Source organism: Pseudomonas sp. GM18 (assembly GCF_000282195.1).
Taxonomy (GTDB): Bacteria; Pseudomonadota; Gammaproteobacteria; order Pseudomonadales; family Pseudomonadaceae; genus Aquipseudomonas.
The window spans coordinates 38,197-62,078 of sequence record NZ_AKJT01000039.1 but is presented as its reverse complement, the minus strand read 5'-3'; the positions used below and the strand labels follow the sequence as shown (position 1 = coordinate 62,078).

Here is a 23,882-nt window from a genome sequence, read left to right as displayed (position 1 = left end):
GCGTCAGACAGACTGCGTCAACCGGATTCACGACGGCTTCGCCGCCGAACGCAGCCTCGCAGGCTCGGCAGCTGCTACAAAAAACGTGTCAAAACTCAACGCACCGGCGGATTCTCCCCCAACGGCACCACTGCCATGGTCAGGCGCGACACACAACTGGCCTTGCCCTCATCACTGGTCAAGCGAATATCCCAGACATGGGTGGTGCGCCCGATGTGAATCGCCTTGGCCACCGCCGTCACCCGCCCGCTGCGCAGCCCCCGCAAATGGTTAGCGTTGATTTCCAGGCCCACGCAATAAAACTTGCTGGCGTCGATGCACAGGAAACTGGCCATCGAGCCGACGGTTTCGGCCAGCACCACCGAGGCGCCGCCGTGCAGCAAGCCATAAGGCTGGTGCGTACGGTGGTCGATGACCATGCTCGCGGTCAGGGACTCTTCATCGAAAGCTTCGAAGCGAATATCCAGCACTTCGCCGATGGTGTTTTTCTGGATTGCGTTCAATTGCTCGATGTTGGGAGTGGTGCGCCACAGACTCATCGTTGCGTTCCTTTGTTGGAGTTGTTCGTGGCTCAATCCTGCCACAGCACCGCCTCGCTGCGCGCGCTCCATTCTTCGAAGCGCGCGCCGTAAGCCGCTTCGATCATGTTGCGCTTGATCTTCAGGGTCGGTGTCAGGAAGCCGTTTTCCACCGCCCAACTGTCCTTGACCACCACCAGCCGACGCAAGCGTTCATGCCTGTCGAGGACGCCGTTGACCTCCTCCAGCAGTTTTTCCAGGCTTGAGTGCAAACCCGCCCTCGCCGTCCCGCTGGCATCCTGCTGACCGACCGCCGACAACACGCACAAACCCAGTGGTGCGCTCAAGCCATCGCCCACCACGCACACTTGTTCGATCCGCGAATGCACCGCCAGGCGATTCTCGATCGGCGCCGGGGCCACGTATTTGCCTTTGCTGGTCTTGAAGATTTCCTTCAGGCGCCCGGTCAGGCGCAGGTTGCCCTCGGCGTCTTCCTCGCCCTTGTCACCGGTACGCAGGAAGCCGTCCCCGGTGAGGGTTTCGGCGGTTTTCAAAGGCTCCTTGAAATAGCCGAGCATGGTCGCGCCGCTGCGCACCAGCACTTCACCTGATGGCTCGATGCGCACTTCGACCTCCGGGCATGACTTGCCGATCCAGCCGGGGTTGTTTTGACCGGGCAGGCCGATGTGGGAGTAACCGCAGCTTTCGGTCATGCCGTACACCTCCAGCACGTCCAGCCCCAGTTTTCGGTACCACTGCAGCAAGGTCTGCGGCACTGGCGCCGCGCCGGACAAGGCAATGCGCAAGGCGTCCAGCCCCAGCCCGGCGAGGACTTTGTGCCCTACCCGTTTGCCGATGAAAGGCAGACCGAGCAGGAAGTCGAGGCGCTTTGCCGGGATCTTGCTGTACACGCCCATCTGGAATTTGGTCCAGATGCGTGGCACACCGAACAGCGCGGTCGGCCGGGCACGCTGCAAATCGGTGAGGAAGGTGTCGAGGCTCTCGGCGAAAAACACCGTTTGCCCGGTGTAGATCGCTGCCAGCTCGACGAACATCCGCTCGGCAACATGGCACAGTGGCAGGTAGGACAGCAGGCGATCCGACTCATTCAGGCCGAATAACCGAGTGCCATGGGTGGTGGCAAACCCCAGCGTGCCGAAACTGTGCATCACGCCTTTGGGCTGGCCCGTGGTGCCAGAGGTGTAAATGATGGTCGCCAGTTGATCGGCGGCGGGTTTGGGGTCGTCCTGAATCGGTGAGCTGCGTTGCAGGTCGGCCCAGCTGAAATCGAAAGTACCCACCGGGCACAGCGGCAGGCTGATTGTCGGCAGGTCGGGTTTGACTCCAATGGACATGCCCGGCCAGTCATCCAGCTTGCCGATGAACGCCAATGCAGCTTCAGAATGATCAAGCACCTGGGCCAAGGAATCGGCGGTCAGATTGGGGTACAGCGGCACCGAGACATGCCCGGCCATCCAGATCGCCAGGTCGGCGATGATCCAGTGGGCGCAGTTTTTCGAGATCAGTGCAATGTGGCTGCCTTGCGGCAACTCACGAGCCCGCAGCCAGTGGGCGGCACAGCGCGCCTGGTGGCCGACGTCGGCCCAGGTCAGCGTTTCGACCTGGCCGTCCCCTGTTGGCTGGACCAGAAAGCGCTGGCGCGGATGACGTGCTTCGCGCTCGTAGAAGACGTCAAGTGGCAAACGAAAAGCAGCAGACATGCGACTTGCTCCCTTATTTTTGGTCTGGAGCAAGCGTAGTCAACCAAGCAAGTGCTTGGTTGACTATTTCACACAAAAAAGAACGGAACGCCACCGCTCGCTCCTACAAAAGCAGAAGCAAAGGCAGGTTACGGGGTTTTGATGCCGTTGAGCTTCATCGCCCCGACCAGCAATTCGTCGCCCTCAAGCTCAGCCAGCCCGGCGGTGCCGACTCGCTCCGGTTCCTGTACATGACCATGCTGCAAGTAACCCAGCAAGTTACCGACCAGCGGGTTGTGGCTGACCAGCAGCGCGTGATCCACGGACACCAACTGCTCCGCCACTGCTTGCGGATTATTGTCGGGCGTCAGCCATTCGACGGTGCGAATCTCCGGTGCAAAACCCAGCTCCTTACGTACCAGCAATGCAGTCTCCTGCGCTCGCAGATAAGGGCTGGCATAAATGGCTGTCAGGTGTTTGCCCTTCAATTTGGCCGCGATTCGCTTCACCTCTTTGCGCCCCTTGTCGGTCAGTGCCCGCTCGGAGTCCGGGCGAGTACCGTGAGGTTCGGCTTCACCATGACGCAATACCCAGAGTTTCATAGTTTCGGTTCCTCATCTCGGGCCGGATGCGGCGCCGGCGCCACAACGTGCGGGGCTTCACCTTCCGGTGTACGCGGCGCTGGCCAGTCGGCGAACGGCCACGGCTTCTGGTCGCTGTGAAAGCTGCCGAAACGACCGATCTGCGCCAGAAACTGGCTCAGGCTGTCGCCGAAATTCATCAGGCTGGCGCTCGGTGCGCCATAAATCAAACGATAGATCAGTTGTACCAGCACCACCGCGCCGAGGATCAATTGCGCTACTTGCCAGACCAGCACATAGACAATCATCCACAGCACTCGCAGCAGGATGGATTCGTACTTGCCCTCTACTTTCGGATCGTTCATGTCTGTCTCGCTCCCTGCTCGTATCGGTTAAGTGCTTAGAAACCACTGGGGGAAATAAAGTCCACGTCGGTTTTCGGTTCGCCACGCATCAACAACCCAATCACCTGATCAAGCGTGCGCCCTTCGAACAGAATCGCGTGCAATCCGGCGACCAGCGGCATATATACGCCCACCTCCTGAGCCTTGGCCTTGAGCACCTTGAGGGTGTTCACGCCTTCGGCCACTTCGCCCAGACGCGTCACCGCATCCTCCAGGCTCAAGCCCTGGCCGAGGGCAAATCCGACCTGGTAGTTGCGGCTTTTCGGCGACGAACAGGTGACGATCAAGTCGCCGACGCCCGCCAGCCCCAGGAACGTCATCGGGTTCGCGCCCTGGTTCACTGCGAAGCGGGTCATTTCCGCCAGCGCCCGGGTGATCAGCATGCTCTTGGTGTTTTCGCCCATGCCCAACGCCACCGCCATGCCGGCGATGATGGCGTAGACGTTTTTCAGCGCCCCGCCCAGCTCCACGCCAAAACGGTCGGCGCTGGCGTACACGCGAAAGGTCCGGCCATGCAGCGCGGCCTGGACCTGCTGGCAAAGGTCTTCGTCTTCGCTGGCGACCACCGTGGCGGTCAGCGCGTGTTCGGCAATTTCACGGGCCAGGTTAGGCCCGGACAGCACGCCGATGCGCGCTTGCGGAGCAATGTCTTCAAGAATCTGGCTCATCAGCTTGAATGTATGGGCTTCGATGCCTTTGGTCAGGCTCACCAGCATTTTGCCGCTCAAAAGCTGAGCGTAGGGCGCCAGCACCGAGCGCAGCGCGCTGGACGGCAGCGCGACGAAGCACAGGTCGCAGGCCTCCAGGGTGGCTTGCAGGTCTGTGACCGCCTCCACCGCCGCAAGAATCTTGATGCCTTTGAGGTAACGCGGGTTCTCGCGATCGACCCGAATGGCCTCCGCCTGCTCGGGGTCACGCATCCACAGACGGACCTGATGCCCGTTCTCGGCCAGCAGATTAGCCACGGCGGTACCAAAACTTCCGCCTCCCAGGACCGCAATTGGGCGCTGTTCAGTCATATGCAATCCGTTAATCCATACCAGTGGCGATGCCCGCATTATACGGAGCGGCCCAGTGGCGGCCAGCCCCGACATCAATTACCGGCACTTGTAGGAAGAAGACCAAGAAAACCGAGGAAAATGCCCACAACGTGACTGGAAAAGTCATTGCGCTCGGTTAACATGCGCGCCAATTAATCGCTATCAAGGCCGTGCCGTGTCTTTTGGCTCTCCCTATCCTCGCTCGCCACTGGTGCTGGCGCTGATTTTCAGCTCGCCATTGCTGGCCGACGACTTGTTCCTGGACAACGATCCGTTGCCGCAAGTGCTCACCGCGACGCGCCTGAAGCAGTCGCCCGCGGCCGTGCCGGGCAGCATGACGGTGATCGACAGCGAACTGATCAACGCCAGCGGCGCGCGGGACATCAGTGAGTTGCTGCGCCTGGTGCCGGGGATGATGGTCGGCAATATCAGCGGCAATCAGGCAGCGGTGAATTACCACGGCACCAACGCCAGCGAAGCGCGGCGCATGCAAGTGCTGATCGACGGCCGCTCGGTGTACCGCGCAGGCCTGGCCACGGTGGACTGGAGTGATATTCCGGTAGCCATGGAAGACATCGAGCGCATCGAGGTTTTCCGTGGCCCGAACACCGTCAGCTACGGCGCCAACGCGCTGATGGCGGTGGTCAATATCATCACCCGCAAACCGGCCGACAGCCACGGCACACGGCTGAAAATCACCCGTGGCCAACGCGGCATCAACGATTTCTACGCCAGCCAGGGCATGGGTTGGGACAGCGGCGACTTGCGTCTGTCGCTGTCCGGCCAACAAGACGATGGGTTCGACTCGGACCGCACCGGCGCCGATTACCGCGACAACCGTCGCTTGAATCGCTTCAGCCTCGCCGTCAGCCAGACGCTCAATGAAAACCAGAGCATCGATTGGCAACTGAACGCCAAGGACGGGACCAACCAGCGGCCCTATACCTACCGCCCGGTGTTCTCAGGGATTACCGCCGCAGGGAACAATTCCGACGTCATCGCCAAGGACTACGCCGGCTCGCTGCGCTGGAACCTGGACGTCAACCCCGATCACAGCCTTTATATTCAAGGCTCGGCGCAACACTGGGATCGTCAGCAGACCTGGCGTGCCTGCGATGCCGAGATCTCGTTCAGCCCGGAGCTGACCCAACTTTGGCAGCTCAATCCCAATTACACCGAACGTCTGGCGCGCAACATCGCACGTTTCACCGGCGCGCCCCCCGGCACGGCGGCAGAACAAGACCTGGCCAATCAGGTTCTGGCGCAATGGCGAAACGGCGCGAACAAAACGCTGTGCGGTGACATCGACCAGAGTGCCCGGGAATCGCGGTACGATCTCGAACTGCAAGACACCCTCAGCCTGTCCGACACGCTGCGACTGGTCAGCGGCATGAACTATCGTTACGACCGGGCAGATTCCGAGACCTACTTCAATGGCACGCTCGACGACACCACCTGGCGGGCGTTCGGCCAACTCGAGTGGCGCGCCACCGAGCACTGGTTGCTGCAGGGCGGGGCGATGTTCGAAGACACGCAATTGACTGGCAGTTCGCTGACCCCACGGGTGGCGGTCAACTACCTGATCAACCCGCGCCACGGTTTGCGCGCGGTGTATTCGGAAGCCGTCCGCTCGCCGGACATGTTCGAGAACAGCGTTAACTGGAGCTACCAGGTGACCAACCTGCAACCCAGTGCCTACGGCCAGACCAGCGCCCGCTATTTCGTCAGGACCCGTGGCCCGGGAGACCTCGAACAGGAACGCATGCGCTCCCGGGAATTGGGCTACAACGGCTACTTCACAGAGTGGGGGCTGACAGTCGATGTAAAGCTGTTCTATGACGAAATCAACGGCATGATCAGTGAACCGCTGCGCAACAATCAGTACATTGCCAGCAACTCGAACAGCTCACGATTCTCAGGGACTGAAACCCAGCTGGACTGGCGCGTCAGCAGCGCCGATCGTCTGCGCCTGACCTATGCCTATGTCGATGCCGAGGCGAGCAACCCGCTGGATGCACAACAAACGGCGCGCAACAGCGGCTCCGCCGGTTGGCTGCGCAACTGGGGCCAGGGCTGGAACAGCGCGCTCTTCTACTATGGCGCCGACGCCCTCAACGGTTACCGCTTCGAACGGGTCGACACCCGCATCGCCAAACGCATCGGCCTGGGCAAGGCCAATCTGGAGCTGGCCGGGATCCTCCAGCAACGCCTCGACAATCAGCCCACCACTTTCGTCGACAACAACTACGACGAGCGCCGGGTGCTCTACTTCAGTGCGGAGCTGGAGTTTTAAGATGCAATATTGCCTGTCACGGAAGACGCCAACCCTTGGCCGCCTGCTGGCCGGGTTGTGCCTGGTGTTTGCCGGGCTGCTGTGTAATCTGCCGGCCCGGGCCGCCGACATTCTGCTGACCGGCGCCGAAGACAGCCCAGGCGTGCAGTCTTTCGTCCAGGCCCTGAGCGAGTTGCACCCCACCGACAGCGTGCGTTTCCAGCCGGTCGCCAGCTTGCCGGCGCCCGGCCAACTGCCCGCGGGCACCCGCCTGATTCTGCTCGACCTGCAAAGCCTCGACTGGCGCCTGCAAGACGCCCAGGGCCCGGCAACGCTGGTGCTGCGCATCAGCCGTCTGCAAGCCCACCAACGCTTTGGCGATGTTTCGCCACCGCACCTGAGCCTGCTCTGGAGCGATCCGCCGCTGGATCGACAATTGCGCCTGACCCGACTCGTCCTGCCCGAGGCCCGACGGGTCGGCGTGCTTTTCGACAGCCACAGCGAATTCCTGTTGAAGGAACTGCATCAGGCCGCCCTGCCCCTGGGCCTTGAAGTGGTCACCGAGCGTTGGGACAACACCAATGACAGCCGCCCGTTGCAGGCCCTGCTGAAAAACAGTGATGTGCTGCTGGGCCTGGATGATCCTGATCTGTACAACCCCAAAACCGTGAAAAACCTGCTGCTCAGCAGCTACGCACGGCAACTGCCGCTGATCGGTCCCAATGCCGCCTTCGTCAGGGCAGGCAGCCTCGCGAGCACCTACAGCGACCAGAGCGATTGGCTGAAGATTCTCGACGAACTGCTCGACCGCCCCTCCAGCACCTGGCCGCGCACTCTTTATCCGCAGCACTTCAAGGCCTTGAGCAACCCGCAAGTAGCTCGTTCATTAAGCATTGAGCCAATGGATGAAGCCTCTGTCGCAACACAGCTGGCCGAAGGAGAACACCGCCCATGACCTTCCGTAGCGGTTGGGACATCAATACCCGTACCCAGATCATCAGCCTCGGCCCGGCGCTGCTGCTGACGTTGCTGCTGATCAGTTTCTTCACCTTCGTGCGAATCCAGGACCTGCGCCAGGAACTCAATCACACCGGTCAACTGATCGCCAACCAACTGGCGCCGGCCACCGAATACGGGGTGATCTCGGGTAATAACGAGGTGCTCGAAAGTTTGCTCAAAGCCACCCTGGCCACGCCCAATGTGCGTTTTCTGGAAGTTCAGGACAGCACCAACCGGATTCTGGTGTACGTCGAACAACCGTCGGAAACCCACCACCGCTCGCACCAGGTCGAAGTGTTCCAGGCACCGGTGCGGCTGCAACGTATCGCGCTCAACAATGACTTCTTCCAGAACAGCCGCACCGCCCCCACGAAGCCGGGCGAGGATTACCTGGGCCGGGTGATCGTCGGTCTGTCCAATGACGCCTTCAACCAGCGCCAGCAGGAAATCCTGTTCAAGGCCGGGATCCTGGCCCTGTTCGCCCTGCTGTTTACCTTTCTGCTGGCTCGGCGCCTGGCCAGCAGCCTGTCGCAACCGATCCACGACATCGGCAATGCGGTCAAGGCAATCCAGAAAGGCGACTACAAAACGCCCCTGCCGATTGTCGACGACACCGAACTGGGCGCCCTGTCGCAACACATCAACAACCTTGCCCTGGGCCTTGAACAAGCCAGCCGCGAACAGCATCAGGCCATGGCGCAATTGATCCAGACCCGCGAGGAAGCGGAAAAGGCCAACAACGCCAAATCCGATTTCCTGGCCATGATGAGCCATGAACTGCGCACGCCGATGAATGGCGTGCTGGGCATGTTGCAACTGCTGGAAACCACCGCGATGACCGAGGAACAGATCGAGTACGCCGCGCTGGCTTCTGAATCGACTGAACACCTGCTCAAAGTGATCAACGACATTCTCGATTTCTCGCGCATCGAGCGTTCGGAACTGGAGCTGGAGCACATTGCGTTCAACCTCGCGGACCTGATCACCAGTTGCGCCCAGTCGTTCCAGCACAGCGCAGTGCAACGCGGGCTTGACCTGCAACTGCAGATCCCCGAGGACATGCGCGCCCTGCAGGTTCAGGGCGACCCGACGCGGATCAGGCAGATACTGGTCAACCTGGTCGGCAATGCGCTGAAGTTCACCGAACGGGGTCGCGTCACGATCGAACCGCAGTGGCAGTCGCTGGATCACGAATTGCTGTGGTTCACCTGCACCGTGCGCGACAGCGGGATTGGCATCCCGGCTGAAAGCCTGGAATTGATGTTCAACGCGTTCCAGCAGGCCGACAGTTCTATTTCAAGACGTTACGGCGGCACCGGGCTGGGGCTGCCGATTGCCCGCACCCTGGCAGAACGAATGGGCGGCACCTTGCGTGCTCAGAGCGAAGAAGGCGTTGGCTCGGTGTTCACCCTGGAAATTCCTTTGGCGCTGTATAAGCAGTCGTTACCGGTGCTGACGCCGCGAGTACATACCGGCAATGGCCACGGCGAAGGTCGCAATGTGTTGCTGGTGGAAGACAACCCGGTCAACCGCACCGTCGTCGAAGCAATGTTGCGCAGCCTGGGCTTTACTGTCAGCGTCGTCACCGATGGTGCACAAGCGGTGCGCAGCGCCGAGAGCCTGATTTTCGAAGCGATTCTGATGGATTGCCGACTGCCGGTCATTGACGGCTACGAGGCCACCCGACAGATTCGCCAACTGCCCGGCTGCGCTGACGTGCCGATCATTGCCCTGACGGCCAATGCCTTGCAGGGCGACCGCGAAGCCTGTTTGTCCGCGGGGATGAACGATTACCTGGCCAAGCCCTTTAAACGCACTGATCTGCAGCAAATTCTGCAGCGTTGGGTGCAGTAGTGCAGGCCTTTCGGCTATCTGCGACTGGCGTGAAAGACGAAAGTGCGGCAGTCTTAGGCACCCGAACAGGCCCTAAAAGGGGCTTGAATAATAATTTCAGTGCACAAGTGTACATTCATGTCCTTGGTGCTGTGACTTTCACTACAACGCAATAGTCTATGAGTAGGCTGCTGACTCGAGGCATGAACGCTTCGATCGGCCGGGAAGTTCGCCCCCCTGCCGCATGGACTATTGAGGAGCTCGCATGACCAAACAAAACGCCTTTACCCGGGAAGACCTGCTGCGCTGCAGTCGTGGTGAGCTGTTCGGCCCAGGTAACGCGCAACTGCCCGCCCCGAACATGCTGATGGTCGATCGCATCACCCTGATCACCGAAGAGGGTGGCAAGTACGGCAAAGGTGAATTGGTCGCCGAGCTGGATATCACTCCTGACCTGTGGTTCTTCGGTTGCCACTTCGAAGGGGATCCGGTGATGCCGGGCTGCCTGGGCCTTGACGCCATGTGGCAACTGGTCGGTTTCTTCCTCGGCTGGCAAGGTCTGCCGGGCCGCGGTCGCGCCCTGGGTTCGGGCGAAGTGAAATTCTTCGGTCAGGTACTGCCGACCGCCAAGAAAGTCACCTATAACATTCATATCAAGCGCGTCCTCAAAGGCAAGCTGAACCTGGCCATCGCCGACGGTTCCGTGACCGTCGACGGCCGCGAAATTTATACCGCCGAAGGCCTTCGGGTCGGCGTTTTCACCTCCACTGACAACTTCTAAGGGTTATCCGCATGCGCCGCGTCGTTATCACTGGTCTGGGCATCGTTTCGTGCCTGGGCAATGACAAAGAGACCGTCTCCGCTAACCTGCGTGCAAGCCGCCCTGGCATCCGGTTCAATCCGGAATATGCCGAAATGGGTCTGCGTAGCCAGGTTTCCGGCTCCATCGACCTTCCCCTCGAAGAGCTGATCGATCGCAAGATCTATCGCTTCGTCGGCCACGCGGCGGCTTACGCCTACCTGGCCATGAAAGATGCCATCGCAGACTCCGGTCTGACCGAAGAGCAAGTCTCCAACCCGCGTACTGGCCTGATCGCCGGTTCCGGTGGTGCCTCCACACTGAACCAGATGGAAGCGCTGGACATCCTGCGCGAGAAAGGCGTCAAGCGCGTCGGCCCATACCGCGTAACGCGGACCATGAGCAGCACTGTTTCCGCTTGCCTGGCCACCCCGTTCAAGATCAAGGGCCTGAACTACTCCATCGCTTCTGCCTGCGCCACCAGTGCTCACTGCATCGGTACCGCCATGGAACAGATCCAGATGGGCAAGCAGGACATCGTGTTCGCCGGCGGCGGTGAAGAAGAGCACTGGAGCCAGTCGTTCCTGTTCGACGCCATGGGCGCGCTGTCCAGCCAATACAACGAAACCCCGGAAAAAGCTTCCCGTGCCTACGACGCCAAGCGTGACGGTTTCGTCATCGCCGGCGGTGGCGGCATGGTCGTGGTCGAAGAGCTGGAACACGCTCTGGCCCGCGGCGCGAAGATCTACGCGGAAATCGTTGGCTATGGCGCGACCTCCGATGGCTACGACATGGTCGCCCCAAGCGGCGAAGGCGCCATCCGCTGCATGCAGATGGCCATGTCCACCGTTGACGCACCGATCGACTACCTGAACACCCACGGCACCTCGACTCCGGTCGGCGACGTGATGGAAATGAAAGGTGTGCGTGAAGTGTTCGGCGACAACGCTCCGGCCATCAGCTCCACCAAGAGCCTGTCGGGTCACTCCCTGGGCGCCGCCGGCGTTCACGAAGCGATCTACTGCATGCTGATGATGGAAGGCAACTTCATGGCGGGTTCCGCCAACATCGACGAGCTGGACCCGGAAGTGGCAGACATGCCAATCCTGACCAAGACTCGCGAAGACGCCACCATCAACACCGTGATGAGCAACAGCTTCGGTTTCGGTGGCACCAACGCCACGCTGGTACTGAAGCGCTGGCAGGGTAAGTAATACCCCGCCTACGCCACACATGAAAACGCCCCGACTGGTTCGGGGCGTTTTTTTTTGGCCAGGTTTTATGTGCGGCCGGACGGCCCTGAAACATGAAACATCTGTCATGAAACTCAACAGCCTGCGACTGAATGTCGCGTATTTCGCGGGCTGCAGCACTTTCTTCGATTTTGCAAAAGTCCGTTGCCGATTTCAGTCATTTACTTAGCCAGCTAACAAAACTTATAACAAAGGCCTGCACACGCCTTGCTGCAGATAACAGAGATTGGAGCTAGCAGATGACTGTAAAAGTAACTGAACGCGACGATTCACATATGTCCCATGAAGGCATCGCCGCCGGTATCCGCATCTGGGACGTACATCAACAAAACCTGCTGGTCGGGATGTTCCACTCCGAGACCGAAGCCCACCAATACAAGGCCGAACTGGAAACACTGGAGCAGCAACGCGAAGCGCGTTCTGCATAACCGCCGCATTGAAAACGACAAACCCCGCCATGAGCGGGGTTTGTCGTTGTTGCAGCTGCTAACGGCTTACCACATCAGATCGTCAGGAATCTGATAGGCCGCGTATGGATCGTCCTCGGCGCTGACTTCTTCTGTCTTCACACTCAGCTGCACGATGCGCTGTGGATCGCGCTCCTGGATCTTCAGGGCCGCTTCACGAGGGATCACTTCGTAACCGCCAGCGTGATGCACGATCGCCAGGGAACCGCTGCTGAGCTTGTTGCGCATCAGGGTGTTGACGGAGATGCGCTTGACCTTCTTGTCGTCGACGAAGTTGTAGTAGTCCTCGGTGTTCAGCTTGGGCAGGCGCGAGACTTCGATCAATTGCTTGACCTGGGCGGCGCGGGCCTTCTGCTCGGCCTTCTCCTGCTGCTGACGGTTGAGCTCCTGGTCGCGCTTGACCTTCTCGGCCATGGCTTCCTGAGCCGCACGTTGCTGGGAGTCATCGAGTTCGATCTGGCCTTTGTGGGCCAGACGCTGTTGTTTCTGTTTTTCTTTGCCGACCTGTTTGGCCTGCTTTTGGTTGACCAGCCCTGCTTTGAGCAACTGGTCGCGAAGGGAAAGGCTCATGGTGCTTACTCACTTAGGCAACAGCTCAGCCGCAGCTGGGCAAATTCTTTTCCTGACGTTTGGCTTCGCCCCACAAGGCGTCCAACTCTTCGAGGGTGCAATCTTCTATGGGACGGTGGGTGTCGCGCAATGCCTGTTCGATAAATCGGAAGCGTCTTTCAAACTTTGTGTTCGCGCCACGCAGTGCGGTTTCCGGATCGACCTTGAGGTGTCGCGCCAGATTGACCACGGAAAACAGCAGGTCGCCGACTTCATCGGCAATCGCCGCCGAGTCATTGTCGGCCATGGCTTCGAGCACTTCATCGAGCTCTTCGCGAACCTTGTCGAGCACCGGCAAGGCGTCCGGCCAGTCGAAACCGACCTGCCCCGCGCGCTTCTGCAGTTTTGCCGAACGGGACAACGCCGGAAGTGCCGCAGGTACGTCATCGAGCAAGGACAACTGCTCCGGCGCCGAAGACTTCTCGGCACGTTCTTCAGCCTTGATCTCTTCCCAGCGCTGTTTGACCTGCTCTTCATTCAAACGAGGGACGTCCAGCGGCGCGTACAGATCACCGGTGGGGAATACGTGAGGATGACGGCGGATCAACTTGCGCGTGATGCTGTCGACCACGCCAACGAATTCAAAGCGCCCTTCTTCCCGAGCCAGTTGGCTGTAATAAACCACCTGGAACAACAAGTCGCCCAACTCACCCTGCAAGTGATCGAAATCGCCGCGTTCGATGGCGTCGGCGACTTCGTAGGCTTCTTCCAGAGTGTGCGGGACGATGGTGGCGTAGGTTTGCTTGATGTCCCACGGGCAGCCGTACTGCGGGTCGCGCAGACGGTTCATCAGGTGCAGCAGGTCTTCAAGGCTGTACATCAATCACTCTCATTCAATCGCCGACCACTGTAGGAGCGGCCCGAGCCTTCGGCAGCTCCTACACAGGGAGACCGTTCACCGCTTATGGTGTGCGGTTACGGCGGGTTTCGATGATGTTCGGCAACTGGGAAATCCGCCCCAGCAACCGCCCCAGTGCATCCAGCCCCGGAATCTCGATGGTCAGGGACATCAGCGCGGTGTTGTCCTCTTTGTTCGAGCGGGTGTTGACCGCCAGCACGTTGATCCGCTCGTTGAGCAGCACCTGCGATACGTCACGCAGCAGACCGGAACGGTCGTAGGCGCGAATGATGATGTCCACCGGATAGGTGAGCACCGGCACCGGCCCCCAGCTGACCTGGATGATCCGCTCCGGCTCGCGCCCGGCCAGTTGCAGCACCGAGGCGCAGTCCTGACGGTGGATGCTCACGCCCCGGCCCTGGGTGATGTAACCGACGATGGCGTCCCCCGGCAACGGCTGGCAGCAGCCGGCCATCTGGGTCATCAGGTTGCCGACGCCCTGGATCTGGATATCACCGCGCTTGCCCGGTTTGTAGCCGGTGGCTTTGCGCGGGATCAGTTCCAGCTGTTCGTTGCCGCGTTCCGGCTCGACCAGTTGCTGCGCCAGGTTCACCAGTTGCGCCAGGCGCAAATCGCCTGCGCCCAACGCGGCGAACATGTCCTCGGCGGTCTTCATGTTGGCCTTATCGGCCAGCTTGTCGAAATCCACCTGCGGCAGGCCGAGGCGATTGAGTTCGCGCTCGATCAAGGTTTTACCGGCAGCGACGTTCTGATCGCGGGCCTGCAACTTGAACCAGTGAACGATCTTCGCCCGGGCCCGCGACGTGGTGATGTAACCCAGGTTCGGGTTCAGCCAGTCGCGGCTCGGGGTGCCGTGCTTGCTGGTGATGATCTCGACCTGTTCACCGGTTTGCAGGCTGTAGTTGAGCGGCACGATGCGCCCGTTGATCTTGGCGCCGCGGCAGTTGTGACCGATTTCGGTGTGCACGCGGTAAGCGAAGTCCAGCGGTGTCGCGCCCTTCGGCAAGTCGATGGCATGACCGTCGGGAGTGAAGATATAAACCCGGTCCGGCTCGATATCGACCCGCAGCTGTTCGGCAAGGCCGCCGATATCGCCCAACTCTTCGTGCCACTCGAGGACCTGACGCAGCCAGGAGATTTTCTCTTCGTAGTGGTTCGAGCCGGACTTGACGTCGGTGCCCTTGTAACGCCAGTGCGCGCAAACACCCAGCTCGGCTTCTTCGTGCATGGCGTGGGTGCGGATCTGCACTTCCAGCACCTTGCCTTCAGGGCCGATCACCGCGGTGTGCAGCGAGCGGTAGCCGTTCTCTTTCGGGTTGGCGATGTAGTCGTCGAACTCTTTCGGGATGTGCCGCCACAGGGTGTGGACGATGCCGAGCGCGGTGTAGCAGTCGCGCATTTCCGGCACCAGCACGCGAACGGCGCGCACGTCGTAGATCTGGCTGAACTCCAGACCCTTGCGCTGCATTTTGCGCCAGATCGAATAGATGTGTTTGGCCCGGCCGCTGATGTCGGCATCGACGCCGGTGGCGTGCAATTCGTTTTTGAGCTGGGTCATCACATCGCTGATGAAACGCTCGCGATCCAGCCGTCGCTCGTGGAGCAACTTGGCGATCTGCTTGTACTGGTCGGGCTCGAGGTAACGGAAGGACAAGTCCTCCAGCTCCCACTTGATATGACCGATACCGAGGCGGTGAGCCAACGGCGCATAGATGTCGAAGACTTCACGGGCGACGCGGTTACGCTTCTCGTCGTCGGCGGTTTTCACCGCGCGGATCGCGCAGGTGCGTTCGGCCAGTTTGATCAGCGCGACGCGCACGTCGTCGACCATGGCCACGAGCATCTTGCGCAGGTTTTCCACCTGGCCCTGGGTGCCCATCACCATGGATTTACGCGGACTCAGGCTGTCGCTGATTGCCGCCATGCGTTGCACGCCGTCAATCAGTTTGGCGACCAGCGGGCCGAAGCGCTGGCTGACCGCCGGCAACTGGATCTGGCCTTCGCGCACGCCGCGGTACAAGACTGCCGCGACCAGCGAATCCTGATCGAGTTTGAGGTCGGCGAGAATCTCGGCGATCTCAAGGCCGGTGCGGAAACTCGAGGTCCCTTCGGACCACAGGTTTTTCGCCGCATTGGCTTGTTGTTCGGCCTCGCGAGCGAACTCGCAGGCTTCTTTCAAGGCTTCGCGATCCAGTGCCGTATCGATACTGACCGCGTGATCGAGCCAAGCCTCGAGATTGATACTGCCGTCAGTGTTGATCGGCTGGTGTGCTCTCACCTGTACCATCTTGCTTTACCTTCCCTACGACGCAGATTCAATGCGTCAAATCGCTGACCTTCATTGTCCGGGCGCCCCGCCGGGCTGATGCGTGGCGGCACGGACGGTCAGTCGGACCAGACGAGCCATCCTAGCTCGCTTCAAATAACGCCATGGCCTCGACATGCGCCGTTTGAGGAAACATATCGAGAATCCCGGCACGTTTTAACCGGTAGCCCTGCTTGATCAATTCGACCGTGTCGCGCGCCAGAGTTGCAGGGTTGCACGACACATAAACCAATCGTTCGGCCCCCAGGGACGCAAGCTTGCGCACCACCTCGAAAGCACCGTCGCGAGGTGGGTCCAAGAGTACCGCACAAAAGCCTTCGCTGGCCCATTCGGCATCAGCCAAAGGCTGGGATAAATCGGCCTGAAAAAACTTCGCATTATTCAGATTGTTGCTAGCGGCATTCGCGGCGGCCCGCTCGACCATGGCCTGCACGCCTTCCACCGCCACCACTTCGCGAACGGTCTTGGCCAGCGGCAAGGCAAAATTGCCCAGCCCGCAGAACAGATCCAGAACCCGCTCATCGGGTTTGGGCGCCAACCACTCCAGCGCCTGGGCGACCATCGCTTCGTTGACCCCGGCGTTGACCTGGATGAAATCTCCCGGCCGATACGCCAGGTTCAAATCCCACTGTTCTAGGCGATAGCCCAGGGACTGATCGGCCTCGACCGGTTGCGGCTCGCCGTCGCCATGCAGCCACAACTGGGCCTCATGGAACGCGCAGAATTCCTTGAGGATCGTCATGTCGGCTTCGGACAACGGCGCCATGTGCCGCAGCAATACCGCCAATGACGACCCGCTGAACAATTCCACATGCCCCAGTGCCTGAGGTTTGCTCAAGCGCCGCAGCATGTCCGGCAAGCGGGTCATGATCGGTTGCAAAGGCTGTACCAGCACCAGGCATTCGTTGATGGCGACGATGTCCTGGCTGCCGGCGGCGCGGAAACCGACTTCGAGTTTTTTCGCCTTCATGTCCCAACGCACCGCCACCCGGGCACGACGCCGATAGCCGAATTCCGGACCACTCAATGGTGCGGCCCACTCTTCGGGTTCGACGCCGGCGACCCGTGACAACTGCTCGGCGAGCATGCGCTGTTTCAGGGCGAGCTGTTCGTTGTGGGGCAGATGCTGCACGCTGCAACCACCGCAGCGACCGGCATGGGCGCACGGTGCCGGGCGACGCAATTGGCTGGCCTGGAACACCCGTTCGGTACGCGCCTCGACCACTTTACCGTGGGCACCCAAGACCCGCGCCTCGACTTCTTCACCGGCCAATGCGCCGATGACGAACCAGGTGCGACCTTCAAAAAACGCGATACCGCGACCGTCATTGGCCAGGCGCTCGATGGTCAAGCGCTGCTTTTTGCCGGTCGGGACTTGCGGGGCCTTGCTGCCGCCCGTGGGCTGGAAGCGCAGGCCTCTCTCTTGCTTGGCCATCAGTTGGGCGCGTCGAAAATGCCGGTCGACAAGTAACGGTCGCCACGGTCACAGATGATCGCGACGATCACCGCGTTTTCAACTTCTTTGGACAAGCGCAGCATCGCCGCCACGGCACCGCCCGAGGACACGCCGCAGAAAATGCCTTCTTCGCGCGCCAGACGACGAGTCACGTCCTCGGCTTCGCTTTGCGCCATGTCGACGATCCGGTCCACACGATCGACCTGGTAGATCTTCGGCAGGTATTCCTGCGGCCAGCGGCGGATGCCCGGAATTGCAGAGCCTTCCATCGGTTGCAGACCGATGATCTGCACGTTCTCGTTCTGTTCCTTGAGGTAGCGCGAGACGCCCATAATGGTGCCGGTGGTGCCCATCGAGCTGACGAAATGGGTGATGGTGCCCTGGGTCTGACGCCAGATTTCCGGACCGGTGGTGGTGTAGTGCGCCTCGGGATTGTCGAAGTTGGCAAACTGGTCCAGCACCTTGCCACGGCCTTCGGCTTCCATTCGCTGGGCGAGGTCGCGCGCGCCTTCCATGCCTTCTTCCTGGCTGACCAGAATCAGCTCGGCGCCATAGGCCGTCATCGCGGCTTTACGCTCGGCGCTGGAGTTGTCCGGCATGATCAGGATCATCTTGTAACCCTTGATCGCGGCGGCCATGGCCAGGGCGATCCCGGTATTGCCCGAGGTCGCTTCGATCAGCGTATCGCCAACGTGGATCTGCCCGCGCAATTCGGCGCGGGTGATCATCGACAGCGCCGGACGATCCTTGACCGAACCCGCCGGGTTGTTCCCTTCGAGCTTGAGCAAAAGAGTGTTGCTGGTGACGCCAGGCAGGCGCTGCAAACGGACCAGCGGAGTGTTGCCGACGCAATCGGCGATGGTTGGGTACTGCAAGGTCATGGCGTATTCGCAATCCGGACTGCGGGGGCGCCTATCATACCGGCAAACGTGCGCAGGCCATATCACGCAAAGTAAGGGGCTTATGGCTTATGGGAATAAGGGGCTGGATCAGTACTCTTCACCTTGCGCGACATTCACTCTGGCTGAAAATGATCAGGTTGTGCGACCAGGACAATTGTCGCACCAGTGGTGCGACTTTCTCTTCAGCGTGATAAGTCTCATAGAACTGGTGCATGCGAAACAAGTTCGACCGGGTAAACCCGCACAGCCTCAAGGCAACACACATCCCGTAGGAGCAAGGCTTGCCCGCGATGGCGACGACACGGTTAAAACGTCATGTGCGAACAACCGCATATTCAACCGCAACCCAGTCTCAGTGTTCTCAGCCCACAAACTCCCGCCCTGCCGCTGCACCGCATTCCTCGCGATGCTCAACCCCAACCCGAACCCACCCTCCCCGGGCAGCGAACCCTCGAGCCGGATGAAGGGAGAGAAGATCCGTTCAAGATCCGCATCAGCTACCCCGCCGCCCTCGTCTTCCAGCCACAGATGCCAGAAGTCGCCATCGCGCCTGCCATCGAGCGTCACGACACCGCCCTTCGGTGAATGACGAATGGCATTGCGCAGGATGTTTTCCAGCGCTTGAGCCAACGTATTGAGATTGCCGCGCACCCAGCAGGACGAATCCACCGCACAGTGCAACTGACTCGCCGGCCAGCCACTTTCATAGCAGGCGTTTTCCGTGAGCATTTCCCACAAGGCCTGGACCTGGATCGCTTCATCGGGCAACGGCGTGCGCTCAGTGTCGAGCCAGGCCAGTTGCAGCGCATCCTCGACCAGGCGCTGCATGCCGTCTACTTCCCGGCTAATGCGTTCGCGCAATTGCTCCAGGTCCTGCTCGCTTTCGCAGGCCACCCGTAACCGGCTGAGCGGCGTGCGCAACTCGTGGGACAGATCGCGCAGCAGTTGCTGTTGCAGGGCCACCGTGGGGCCCGACACGTCAGACCACTTCATCGGCCGCACTCAATACATACCCCTTGCCCCAGACCGTACGTACTTCGCGCTCGGTGTAACCGATGGCCTTGAGCTTGCGACGGATCTGGCTGATGTGCATGTCGAGGCTGCGGTCATGGGGCGCATAACCGCGCTGCAATACCTGCTGATAAAGGAACGGCTTGCTCAACACTTCATCGCCGTTGCGGTTCAGCGTGTCCAGCAACCGGTACTCACTGCGGGTCAGGCCGGCCGCGTAGTCGCCCCAAAAGACCTCGCCCAGTTCATCGTCAAAACGCAGGCAGTCCATCGCCGGGGCAATCGGTGCCGGCACCGGTCGACGGTCGAGCGCCACCCGCCGCAGGATCGCTTCGATGCGCACCCGCAATTCGGCCATGCTGAAGGGTTTGGGCAGGTAATCGTCGGCCCCGAGGCGAAAGCCACTGATGCGATCCGCCTCGGCGCCCAGCGCCGACATCAGTACCACCGGCGTGGAATGGCTCTGGCGCAATTGGGTCAGCACCGCCAGACCATCGAGCCCCGGCAACAGAATATCCATCAACACCACATCGAAGGCCTGCTGGCGCGCAATCGCCAGGCCTTCCTGCCCGTTCTGGCACCAGGTCACCTGAAAACCGCAGCGCCCCAGATGCTCATGAACATAAGCACCGAGCACCGGATCGTCTTCGATAGAGAGGATGCGAGGATGGCCAACAGCGATGGGAGTCATGAGTATCTGCAAATAATTCTCAATTGCTGATTATTCAAGATTGCCTCTCCAGGGGCAACCCAAGGTTTGTCTTCCTGGACCAAAGCATTGAACTGACCGACGAATGACGACATCAATTTTACGAAGATTGCCCGCATGCAAATCGCTACACTGCGCAGGTGGCGCGTGCCGGACGCATGTGCAGGTCAATAAACAGCTGGATGCAGGAGAGATGCGTGCTCAAGAAACTGGGAATTAAAGGCCGCGTGCTGTTACTGACCCTGTTGCCGACCACCCTGATGGCGTTGGTCCTGGGCGGCTATTTCACCTGGATGCAGCAATCGGACCTGCAAGCCCAACTCATGCAACGCGGCGAAATGATCGCCGAACAGCTGGCACCGTTGGTGGCCCCGGCCATGAGTCACAAAGACAACGAGCTTCTGGAGCGCATCGCCACCCAGTCCCTGGAGCAGACCGACGTGCGCGCGGTGACCTTCCTCGCCCCCGATCGCACGCCGCTGGCCCATGCCGGCCCGACCATGCTCAATCAGGCGCCCCTGGGCAACGGCTCACAGTTGCTGCGCCGCAGTGGCAATGACGCCACGCGTTACTTGCTGCCAGTGTTCGGCAAGCACCGCAACCTGGCTGGCGACCTGATCCCCGATGAAGCCGACCGCCTGCTGGGCTGGGTCGAACTCGAACTGTCCCACAACGGCATGCTGCTGCGCGGTTACCGCAGCCTGTTCGCCAGCCTGCTGCTGATCGGCGGGGGCCTGGCCGGTGCGGCGCTGCTGGCGTTGCGCATGGGCCGGACCATCAACCGGCCATTGAGCCAGATCAAACAAGCCGTGGCGCAACTCAAGGACGGTCATCTGGAAACCCGCCTGCCGCCCCTCGGCAGCCAGGAACTGGATGAACTGGCATCCGGCATCAACCGCATGGCAGGGACCCTGCAGAACGCTCAGGAAGAATTGCAAAACAGCGTCGACCAGGCCACCGAAGACGTGCGTCAGAATCTGGAGACCATCGAAATCCAGAACATCGAGCTGGACCTGGCACGCAAGGAAGCCCTGGAGGCGAGCCGGATCAAATCCGAATTCCTGGCCAACATGAGCCATGAAATCCGCACGCCGCTCAACGGCATTCTCGGCTTCACGCATCTGCTGCAAAAAAGCGAACTGACGCCGCGCCAGCTCGATTACCTGGGCACCATTGAAAAGTCCGCCGACAGCCTGTTGGGGATCATCAACGAAATTCTCGACTTCTCGAAAATCGAGGCCGGCAAACTGGTGCTCGACCATATTCCATTCAACCTGCGCGACCTGCTGCAAGACACCTTGAACATCCTCGCCCCGGCCGCCCACGCCAAAGAGCTTGAGCTGGTGAGCCTGGTTTATCGCGATACGCCACTGTCTCTGGTGGGCGATCCGCTGCGACTCAAGCAGATCCTCACCAACCTTGTGAGCAATGCAATCAAGTTCACCCGCGAAGGCACCATCGTCGCCCGGGCGATGCTCGAAGAAGAGCATGAAGACAGCGTGCAACTGCGCATCAGCATTCAGGACACCGGCATCGGTTTGTCGAACCAGGACGTGCGCGCCTTGTTCCAGGCCTTCAGCCAGGCCGATAATTCCTTGTCCCGACAGCCCGGTGGCACCGGCCTCGGGCTGGTGATTTCCAAACGGTTGATCGAACAAATGGGCGGCGAGATCGGCGTCGACAGCACACCGGGCGAAGGCTCGGAATTCTGGATCAGCCTGAGCCTGCCCAAAACCCGCGACGACGCCGAAGACCTGCCCGGCCCACCGTTGCTCGGGCAGCGGGTGGCTGTCCTGGAGAACCATGAACTGGCCCGTCAGGCATTGCAGCATCAACTGGAAGACTGCGGCCTGAGCGTCACGCCGTTCAATACCCTGGAAAGCCTGGCCAATGGCGTGACCGGCGCCCACCAGACCGATCAGGCAATCGGCCTGGCGGTGCTCGGCATCACCAGCAACGACATGCCGCCGGAGCGCCTCAACCAGCACATCTGGGACCTTGAACACCTGGGCTGCAGAGTGTTGGTGCTGTGCCCGACCACCGAACTGACGCTGTTCCATCTCTCAGTGCCCAACCCCCACAGCCAGCTCCAGTCCAAACCCGCTTGCACCCGCAAGCTGCGTCGGGCCCTGTCTGATCTGGTCAACCCGCGCCAGCAGCGCAGCGACCCCGCCGAGCCGGTTTCCAGCCGCGCGCCGAAGGTCCTTTGCGTGGACGACAACCCGGCCAACCTGCTGCTGGTGCAAACCCTGCTCGAAGACATGGGCGCCAAGGTGCTCGCGGTAGAAAGCGGTTACGCCGCGGTCAAGGCCGTACAGAACGAGACTTTCGACCTGGTGTTGATGGACGTGCAAATGCCCGGCATGGATGGGCGCCAAAGCACCGAAGCCATTCGCCAATGGGAAAGCGAGCGGCATTGCACGCCACTGCCGGTCGTGGCCCTCACCGCCCATGCGATGGCCAATGAAAAACGCGCATTGCTGCAAAGCGGCATGGACGACTACCTGACCAAACCCATCAGCGAACGGCAACTGGCGCAAGTGGTGTTGAAATGGACGGGCCTGGCGCTGCGCAATCAGGGTCCGGAGCGTAATAGCGACAGCAACAGCGGTCATGAATTGCAGGTGCTCGACCACGAAGAAGGCCTGCGCCTGGCGGCCGGCAAGGCCGATCTGGCGGCGGACATGCTGGCCATGCTGCTGGCCTCCCTGGAAGCCGACCGCGAGGCCATCCGCGTGGCCCGTGAAGCCAACGACCAGAACGCCCTGATCGAGCGGGTCCATCGCCTGCACGGGGCAACCCGTTATTGCGGCGTCCCGCAACTGCGCGCCGCCTGCCAGCGCAGCGAAACCCTGCTCAAGCAACAGGACCCGAAAGCCCCCGTCGCGCTGGAAGAACTCGAACGCGCCATCAATCGCCTGGCAGCCCATGCGCGCATCAATGCCTGATGCAGCGCAATAACACCGGGCGCCCTGAAGGCTAAGCTCAAATCCTGTAGCAGCTGCCGAAGGCTGCGTCCGGCGGCGAAGCCGTCGTGAAATCAGGCACTGCGGTCTTTCAGGTAAACCGCGGATGCAGGTTTTACGACGGCTGCGCCGCCGAACGCAGCCTTCGGCAGCTGCTACGGGGTTTGAGACTTCCAGGAGGACAGCATGCGCACGATTCTTTTCAGCAGCCAGACCTACGACCGCGACAGTTTTCTCGTCGCCGACCTGCCCGCCGGCATCGAACTGCATTTCCAGCCGGCGCGACTGAGCCTCGACACGGCGGCGCTGGCCGAGCATCACGAGGTGGTCTGCGCCTTCATCAACGATGACCTCAGCGCCCCGGTGCTTGAACGCCTGACTGCTGGCGGCACACGCCTGATCGCCCTGCGCTCGGCCGGTTACAACCATGTCGACCTTGCGGCGGCGAAGCGCCTGGGACTGACGGTTGTGCGGGTCCCGGCCTACTCGCCCCACGCCGTGGCCGAACACGCGGTGGCGTTGATCCTGGCGCTCAACCGCCGTCTGCACCGCGCCTACAACCGTACCCGCGAGGGCGATTTCAGCCTGCACGGGTTGACCGGTTTCGACCTGGTGAACAAGACCGTCGGCGTGGTCGGCACCGGGCAGATCGGTGCGACCTTCGCGAAAATCATGCACGGCTTCGGCTGCCAATTGCTGGCCTATGACCCCTATCCGAACCCACAGGTCGAAGCCCTCGGCGCACGCTACCTGAGCTTGCCGCAACTGCTGGCCGAGTCGCAGATCATCAGCCTGCATTGCCCGCTCAACGAGCAGAGCAAACATTTGATCAACCGCGAGTCACTGGCGCACATGCAGCCCGGCGCGATGCTAATCAACACCGGGCGTGGCGGTCTGGTGGACACACCGGCGCTGATCGATGCGTTGAAAGACGGTCAATTGGGGTATCTGGGGCTGGATGTCTATGAAGAGGAGGCGCAGTTGTTCTTCGAGGATCGCTCCGACCTGCCACTGCAAGACGATGTGCTGGCGCGCCTGCTGACCTTTCCGAACGTGATCATCACCGCACACCAGGCCTTCCTGACCCGCGAAGCCCTGGGCGCGATTGCCGTGACCACGTTGCAGAACATCGCGGCCTGGGCGGCCGGTTCGCCACAGAATCGGGTCGAGGGCTGACC

Annotated in this window: 19 protein-coding genes and 2 pseudogenes; 8 read left to right on the top strand and 13 right to left on the bottom strand. The window is 60.9% G+C overall.

Features of this window, described 5'->3' with window-relative positions:
• Window positions 1-95 precede the first annotated feature (95 nt).
• The 5 genes from PMI21_RS16300 to PMI21_RS16320 form a co-directional block, all read right to left on the bottom strand.
• Window positions 96-539 (bottom strand): hotdog fold thioesterase, encoded by a 444-nt coding sequence (locus PMI21_RS16300; protein WP_007937601.1) that lies wholly within the window; start codon window positions 537-539, stop codon window positions 96-98.
• Between the two features lie 32 nt (window positions 540-571).
• Complete coding sequence (locus PMI21_RS16305; protein WP_007937599.1) at window positions 572-2,239, bottom strand: AMP-binding protein; 1,668 nt, start codon at window positions 2,237-2,239, stop codon at window positions 572-574.
• A 128-nt stretch (window positions 2,240-2,367) separates the two neighbouring features.
• Window positions 2,368-2,820 (bottom strand): phosphohistidine phosphatase SixA, encoded by a 453-nt coding sequence (gene sixA, locus PMI21_RS16310; RefSeq protein ID WP_007937597.1) that lies wholly within the window; start codon window positions 2,818-2,820, stop codon window positions 2,368-2,370.
• The gene (locus tag PMI21_RS16315) at window positions 2,817-3,164 is read right to left on the bottom strand and encodes a DUF4389 domain-containing protein (RefSeq protein WP_007937595.1); all 348 of its coding nucleotides are present in this window, start codon (window positions 3,162-3,164) and stop codon (window positions 2,817-2,819) included. Before PMI21_RS16315 ends, sixA begins: the two co-directional genes overlap by 4 nt.
• Before the next feature lie 35 nt (window positions 3,165-3,199).
• Entirely contained in the window at window positions 3,200-4,222 is a 1,023-nt protein-coding gene (locus PMI21_RS16320; protein ID WP_007937592.1) for an NAD(P)H-dependent glycerol-3-phosphate dehydrogenase, read from the bottom strand.
• 196 nt (window positions 4,223-4,418) lie between these two features.
• On the opposite strand from PMI21_RS16320, the gene PMI21_RS16325 reads away from it, so the two are divergent.
• The 6 genes from PMI21_RS16325 to PMI21_RS16350 all read left to right on the top strand — a co-directional run bounded on the left by PMI21_RS16325 (window position 4,419) and on the right by PMI21_RS16350 (window position 11,827).
• Window positions 4,419-6,536 (top strand): TonB-dependent receptor plug domain-containing protein, encoded by a 2,118-nt coding sequence (locus PMI21_RS16325; RefSeq protein WP_007937590.1) that lies wholly within the window; start codon window positions 4,419-4,421, stop codon window positions 6,534-6,536.
• 1 nt (window position 6,537) lies between these two features.
• Window positions 6,538-7,470 carry an ABC transporter substrate-binding protein gene (locus PMI21_RS16330; protein WP_007937581.1) on the top strand — a complete coding sequence of 311 codons (933 nt, stop codon included), beginning with the start codon at window positions 6,538-6,540 and terminating at the stop codon, window positions 7,468-7,470.
• Entirely contained in the window at window positions 7,467-9,368 is a 1,902-nt protein-coding gene (locus PMI21_RS16335) for an ATP-binding protein (RefSeq protein ID WP_007937572.1), read from the top strand. The genes PMI21_RS16330 and PMI21_RS16335 overlap by 4 nt, the downstream gene beginning before the upstream one ends.
• Window positions 9,369-9,612: 244 nt before the next feature.
• Window positions 9,613-10,128 (top strand): 3-hydroxyacyl-[acyl-carrier-protein] dehydratase FabA, encoded by a 516-nt coding sequence (gene fabA, locus PMI21_RS16340; protein ID WP_007937570.1) that lies wholly within the window; start codon window positions 9,613-9,615, stop codon window positions 10,126-10,128.
• An 11-nt stretch (window positions 10,129-10,139) separates the two neighbouring features.
• A complete protein-coding gene (gene fabB, locus PMI21_RS16345) occupies window positions 10,140-11,360 on the top strand; it encodes a beta-ketoacyl-ACP synthase I (protein WP_007937568.1) in 1,221 nt (406 codons plus the stop codon).
• 278 nt (window positions 11,361-11,638) lie between these two features.
• Window positions 11,639-11,827 (top strand): hypothetical protein, encoded by a 189-nt coding sequence (locus PMI21_RS16350; protein ID WP_007937567.1) that lies wholly within the window; start codon window positions 11,639-11,641, stop codon window positions 11,825-11,827.
• 66 nt (window positions 11,828-11,893) lie between these two features.
• On the opposite strand, the gene PMI21_RS16355 is transcribed toward PMI21_RS16350, so the two are convergent.
• The 8 genes and pseudogenes from PMI21_RS16355 to PMI21_RS16385 all read right to left on the bottom strand — a co-directional run bounded on the left by PMI21_RS16355 (window position 11,894) and on the right by PMI21_RS16385 (window position 19,720).
• Window positions 11,894-12,436, bottom strand: coding sequence for a DUF2058 domain-containing protein (locus tag PMI21_RS16355; RefSeq protein WP_007937566.1), 543 nt, complete (start codon window positions 12,434-12,436; stop codon window positions 11,894-11,896).
• Between the two features lie 25 nt (window positions 12,437-12,461).
• Window positions 12,462-13,295 carry a nucleoside triphosphate pyrophosphohydrolase gene (mazG, locus tag PMI21_RS16360; RefSeq protein WP_007937565.1) on the bottom strand — a complete coding sequence of 278 codons (834 nt, stop codon included), beginning with the start codon at window positions 13,293-13,295 and terminating at the stop codon, window positions 12,462-12,464.
• A gap of 82 nt (window positions 13,296-13,377) precedes the next feature.
• The gene (relA, locus tag PMI21_RS16365) at window positions 13,378-15,621 is read right to left on the bottom strand and encodes a GTP diphosphokinase (RefSeq protein WP_007937564.1); all 2,244 of its coding nucleotides are present in this window, start codon (window positions 15,619-15,621) and stop codon (window positions 13,378-13,380) included.
• Window positions 15,622-15,742: 121 nt separating this feature from the next.
• Complete coding sequence (rlmD, locus tag PMI21_RS16370) at window positions 15,743-17,095, bottom strand: 23S rRNA (uracil(1939)-C(5))-methyltransferase RlmD (RefSeq protein WP_007937563.1); 1,353 nt, start codon at window positions 17,093-17,095, stop codon at window positions 15,743-15,745.
• Window positions 17,095-17,997: a cysteine synthase CysM gene (gene cysM / locus PMI21_RS16375; RefSeq protein ID WP_007937561.1), complete on the bottom strand. Its 903-nt coding sequence runs from the start codon at window positions 17,995-17,997 to the stop codon at window positions 17,095-17,097. The genes rlmD and cysM overlap by 1 nt, the downstream gene beginning before the upstream one ends.
• 133 nt (window positions 17,998-18,130) lie before the next feature.
• A pseudogene (locus tag PMI21_RS28855) lies at window positions 18,131-18,265 on the bottom strand (DUF1016 N-terminal domain-containing protein); the annotation flags it as partial.
• A gap of 2 nt (window positions 18,266-18,267) precedes the next feature.
• Window positions 18,268-18,984, bottom strand: a pseudogene (locus PMI21_RS16380) (sensor histidine kinase); the annotation flags it as partial.
• A gap of 13 nt (window positions 18,985-18,997) precedes the next feature.
• A complete protein-coding gene (locus tag PMI21_RS16385) occupies window positions 18,998-19,720 on the bottom strand; it encodes a response regulator transcription factor (protein ID WP_007937557.1) in 723 nt (240 codons plus the stop codon).
• A gap of 215 nt (window positions 19,721-19,935) precedes the next feature.
• Here PMI21_RS16385 and PMI21_RS16390 point away from each other — a divergent pair, with 215 nt between their 5' ends.
• Together PMI21_RS16390 and PMI21_RS16395 are read left to right on the top strand one after the other, a co-directional pair.
• Window positions 19,936-22,686 (top strand): response regulator, encoded by a 2,751-nt coding sequence (locus PMI21_RS16390; protein ID WP_007937555.1) that lies wholly within the window; start codon window positions 19,936-19,938, stop codon window positions 22,684-22,686.
• A 204-nt stretch (window positions 22,687-22,890) separates the two neighbouring features.
• The gene (locus PMI21_RS16395) at window positions 22,891-23,880 is read left to right on the top strand and encodes a 2-hydroxyacid dehydrogenase (RefSeq protein WP_007937552.1); all 990 of its coding nucleotides are present in this window, start codon (window positions 22,891-22,893) and stop codon (window positions 23,878-23,880) included.
• The last annotated feature ends 2 nt before the right edge of the window (window positions 23,881-23,882 follow it).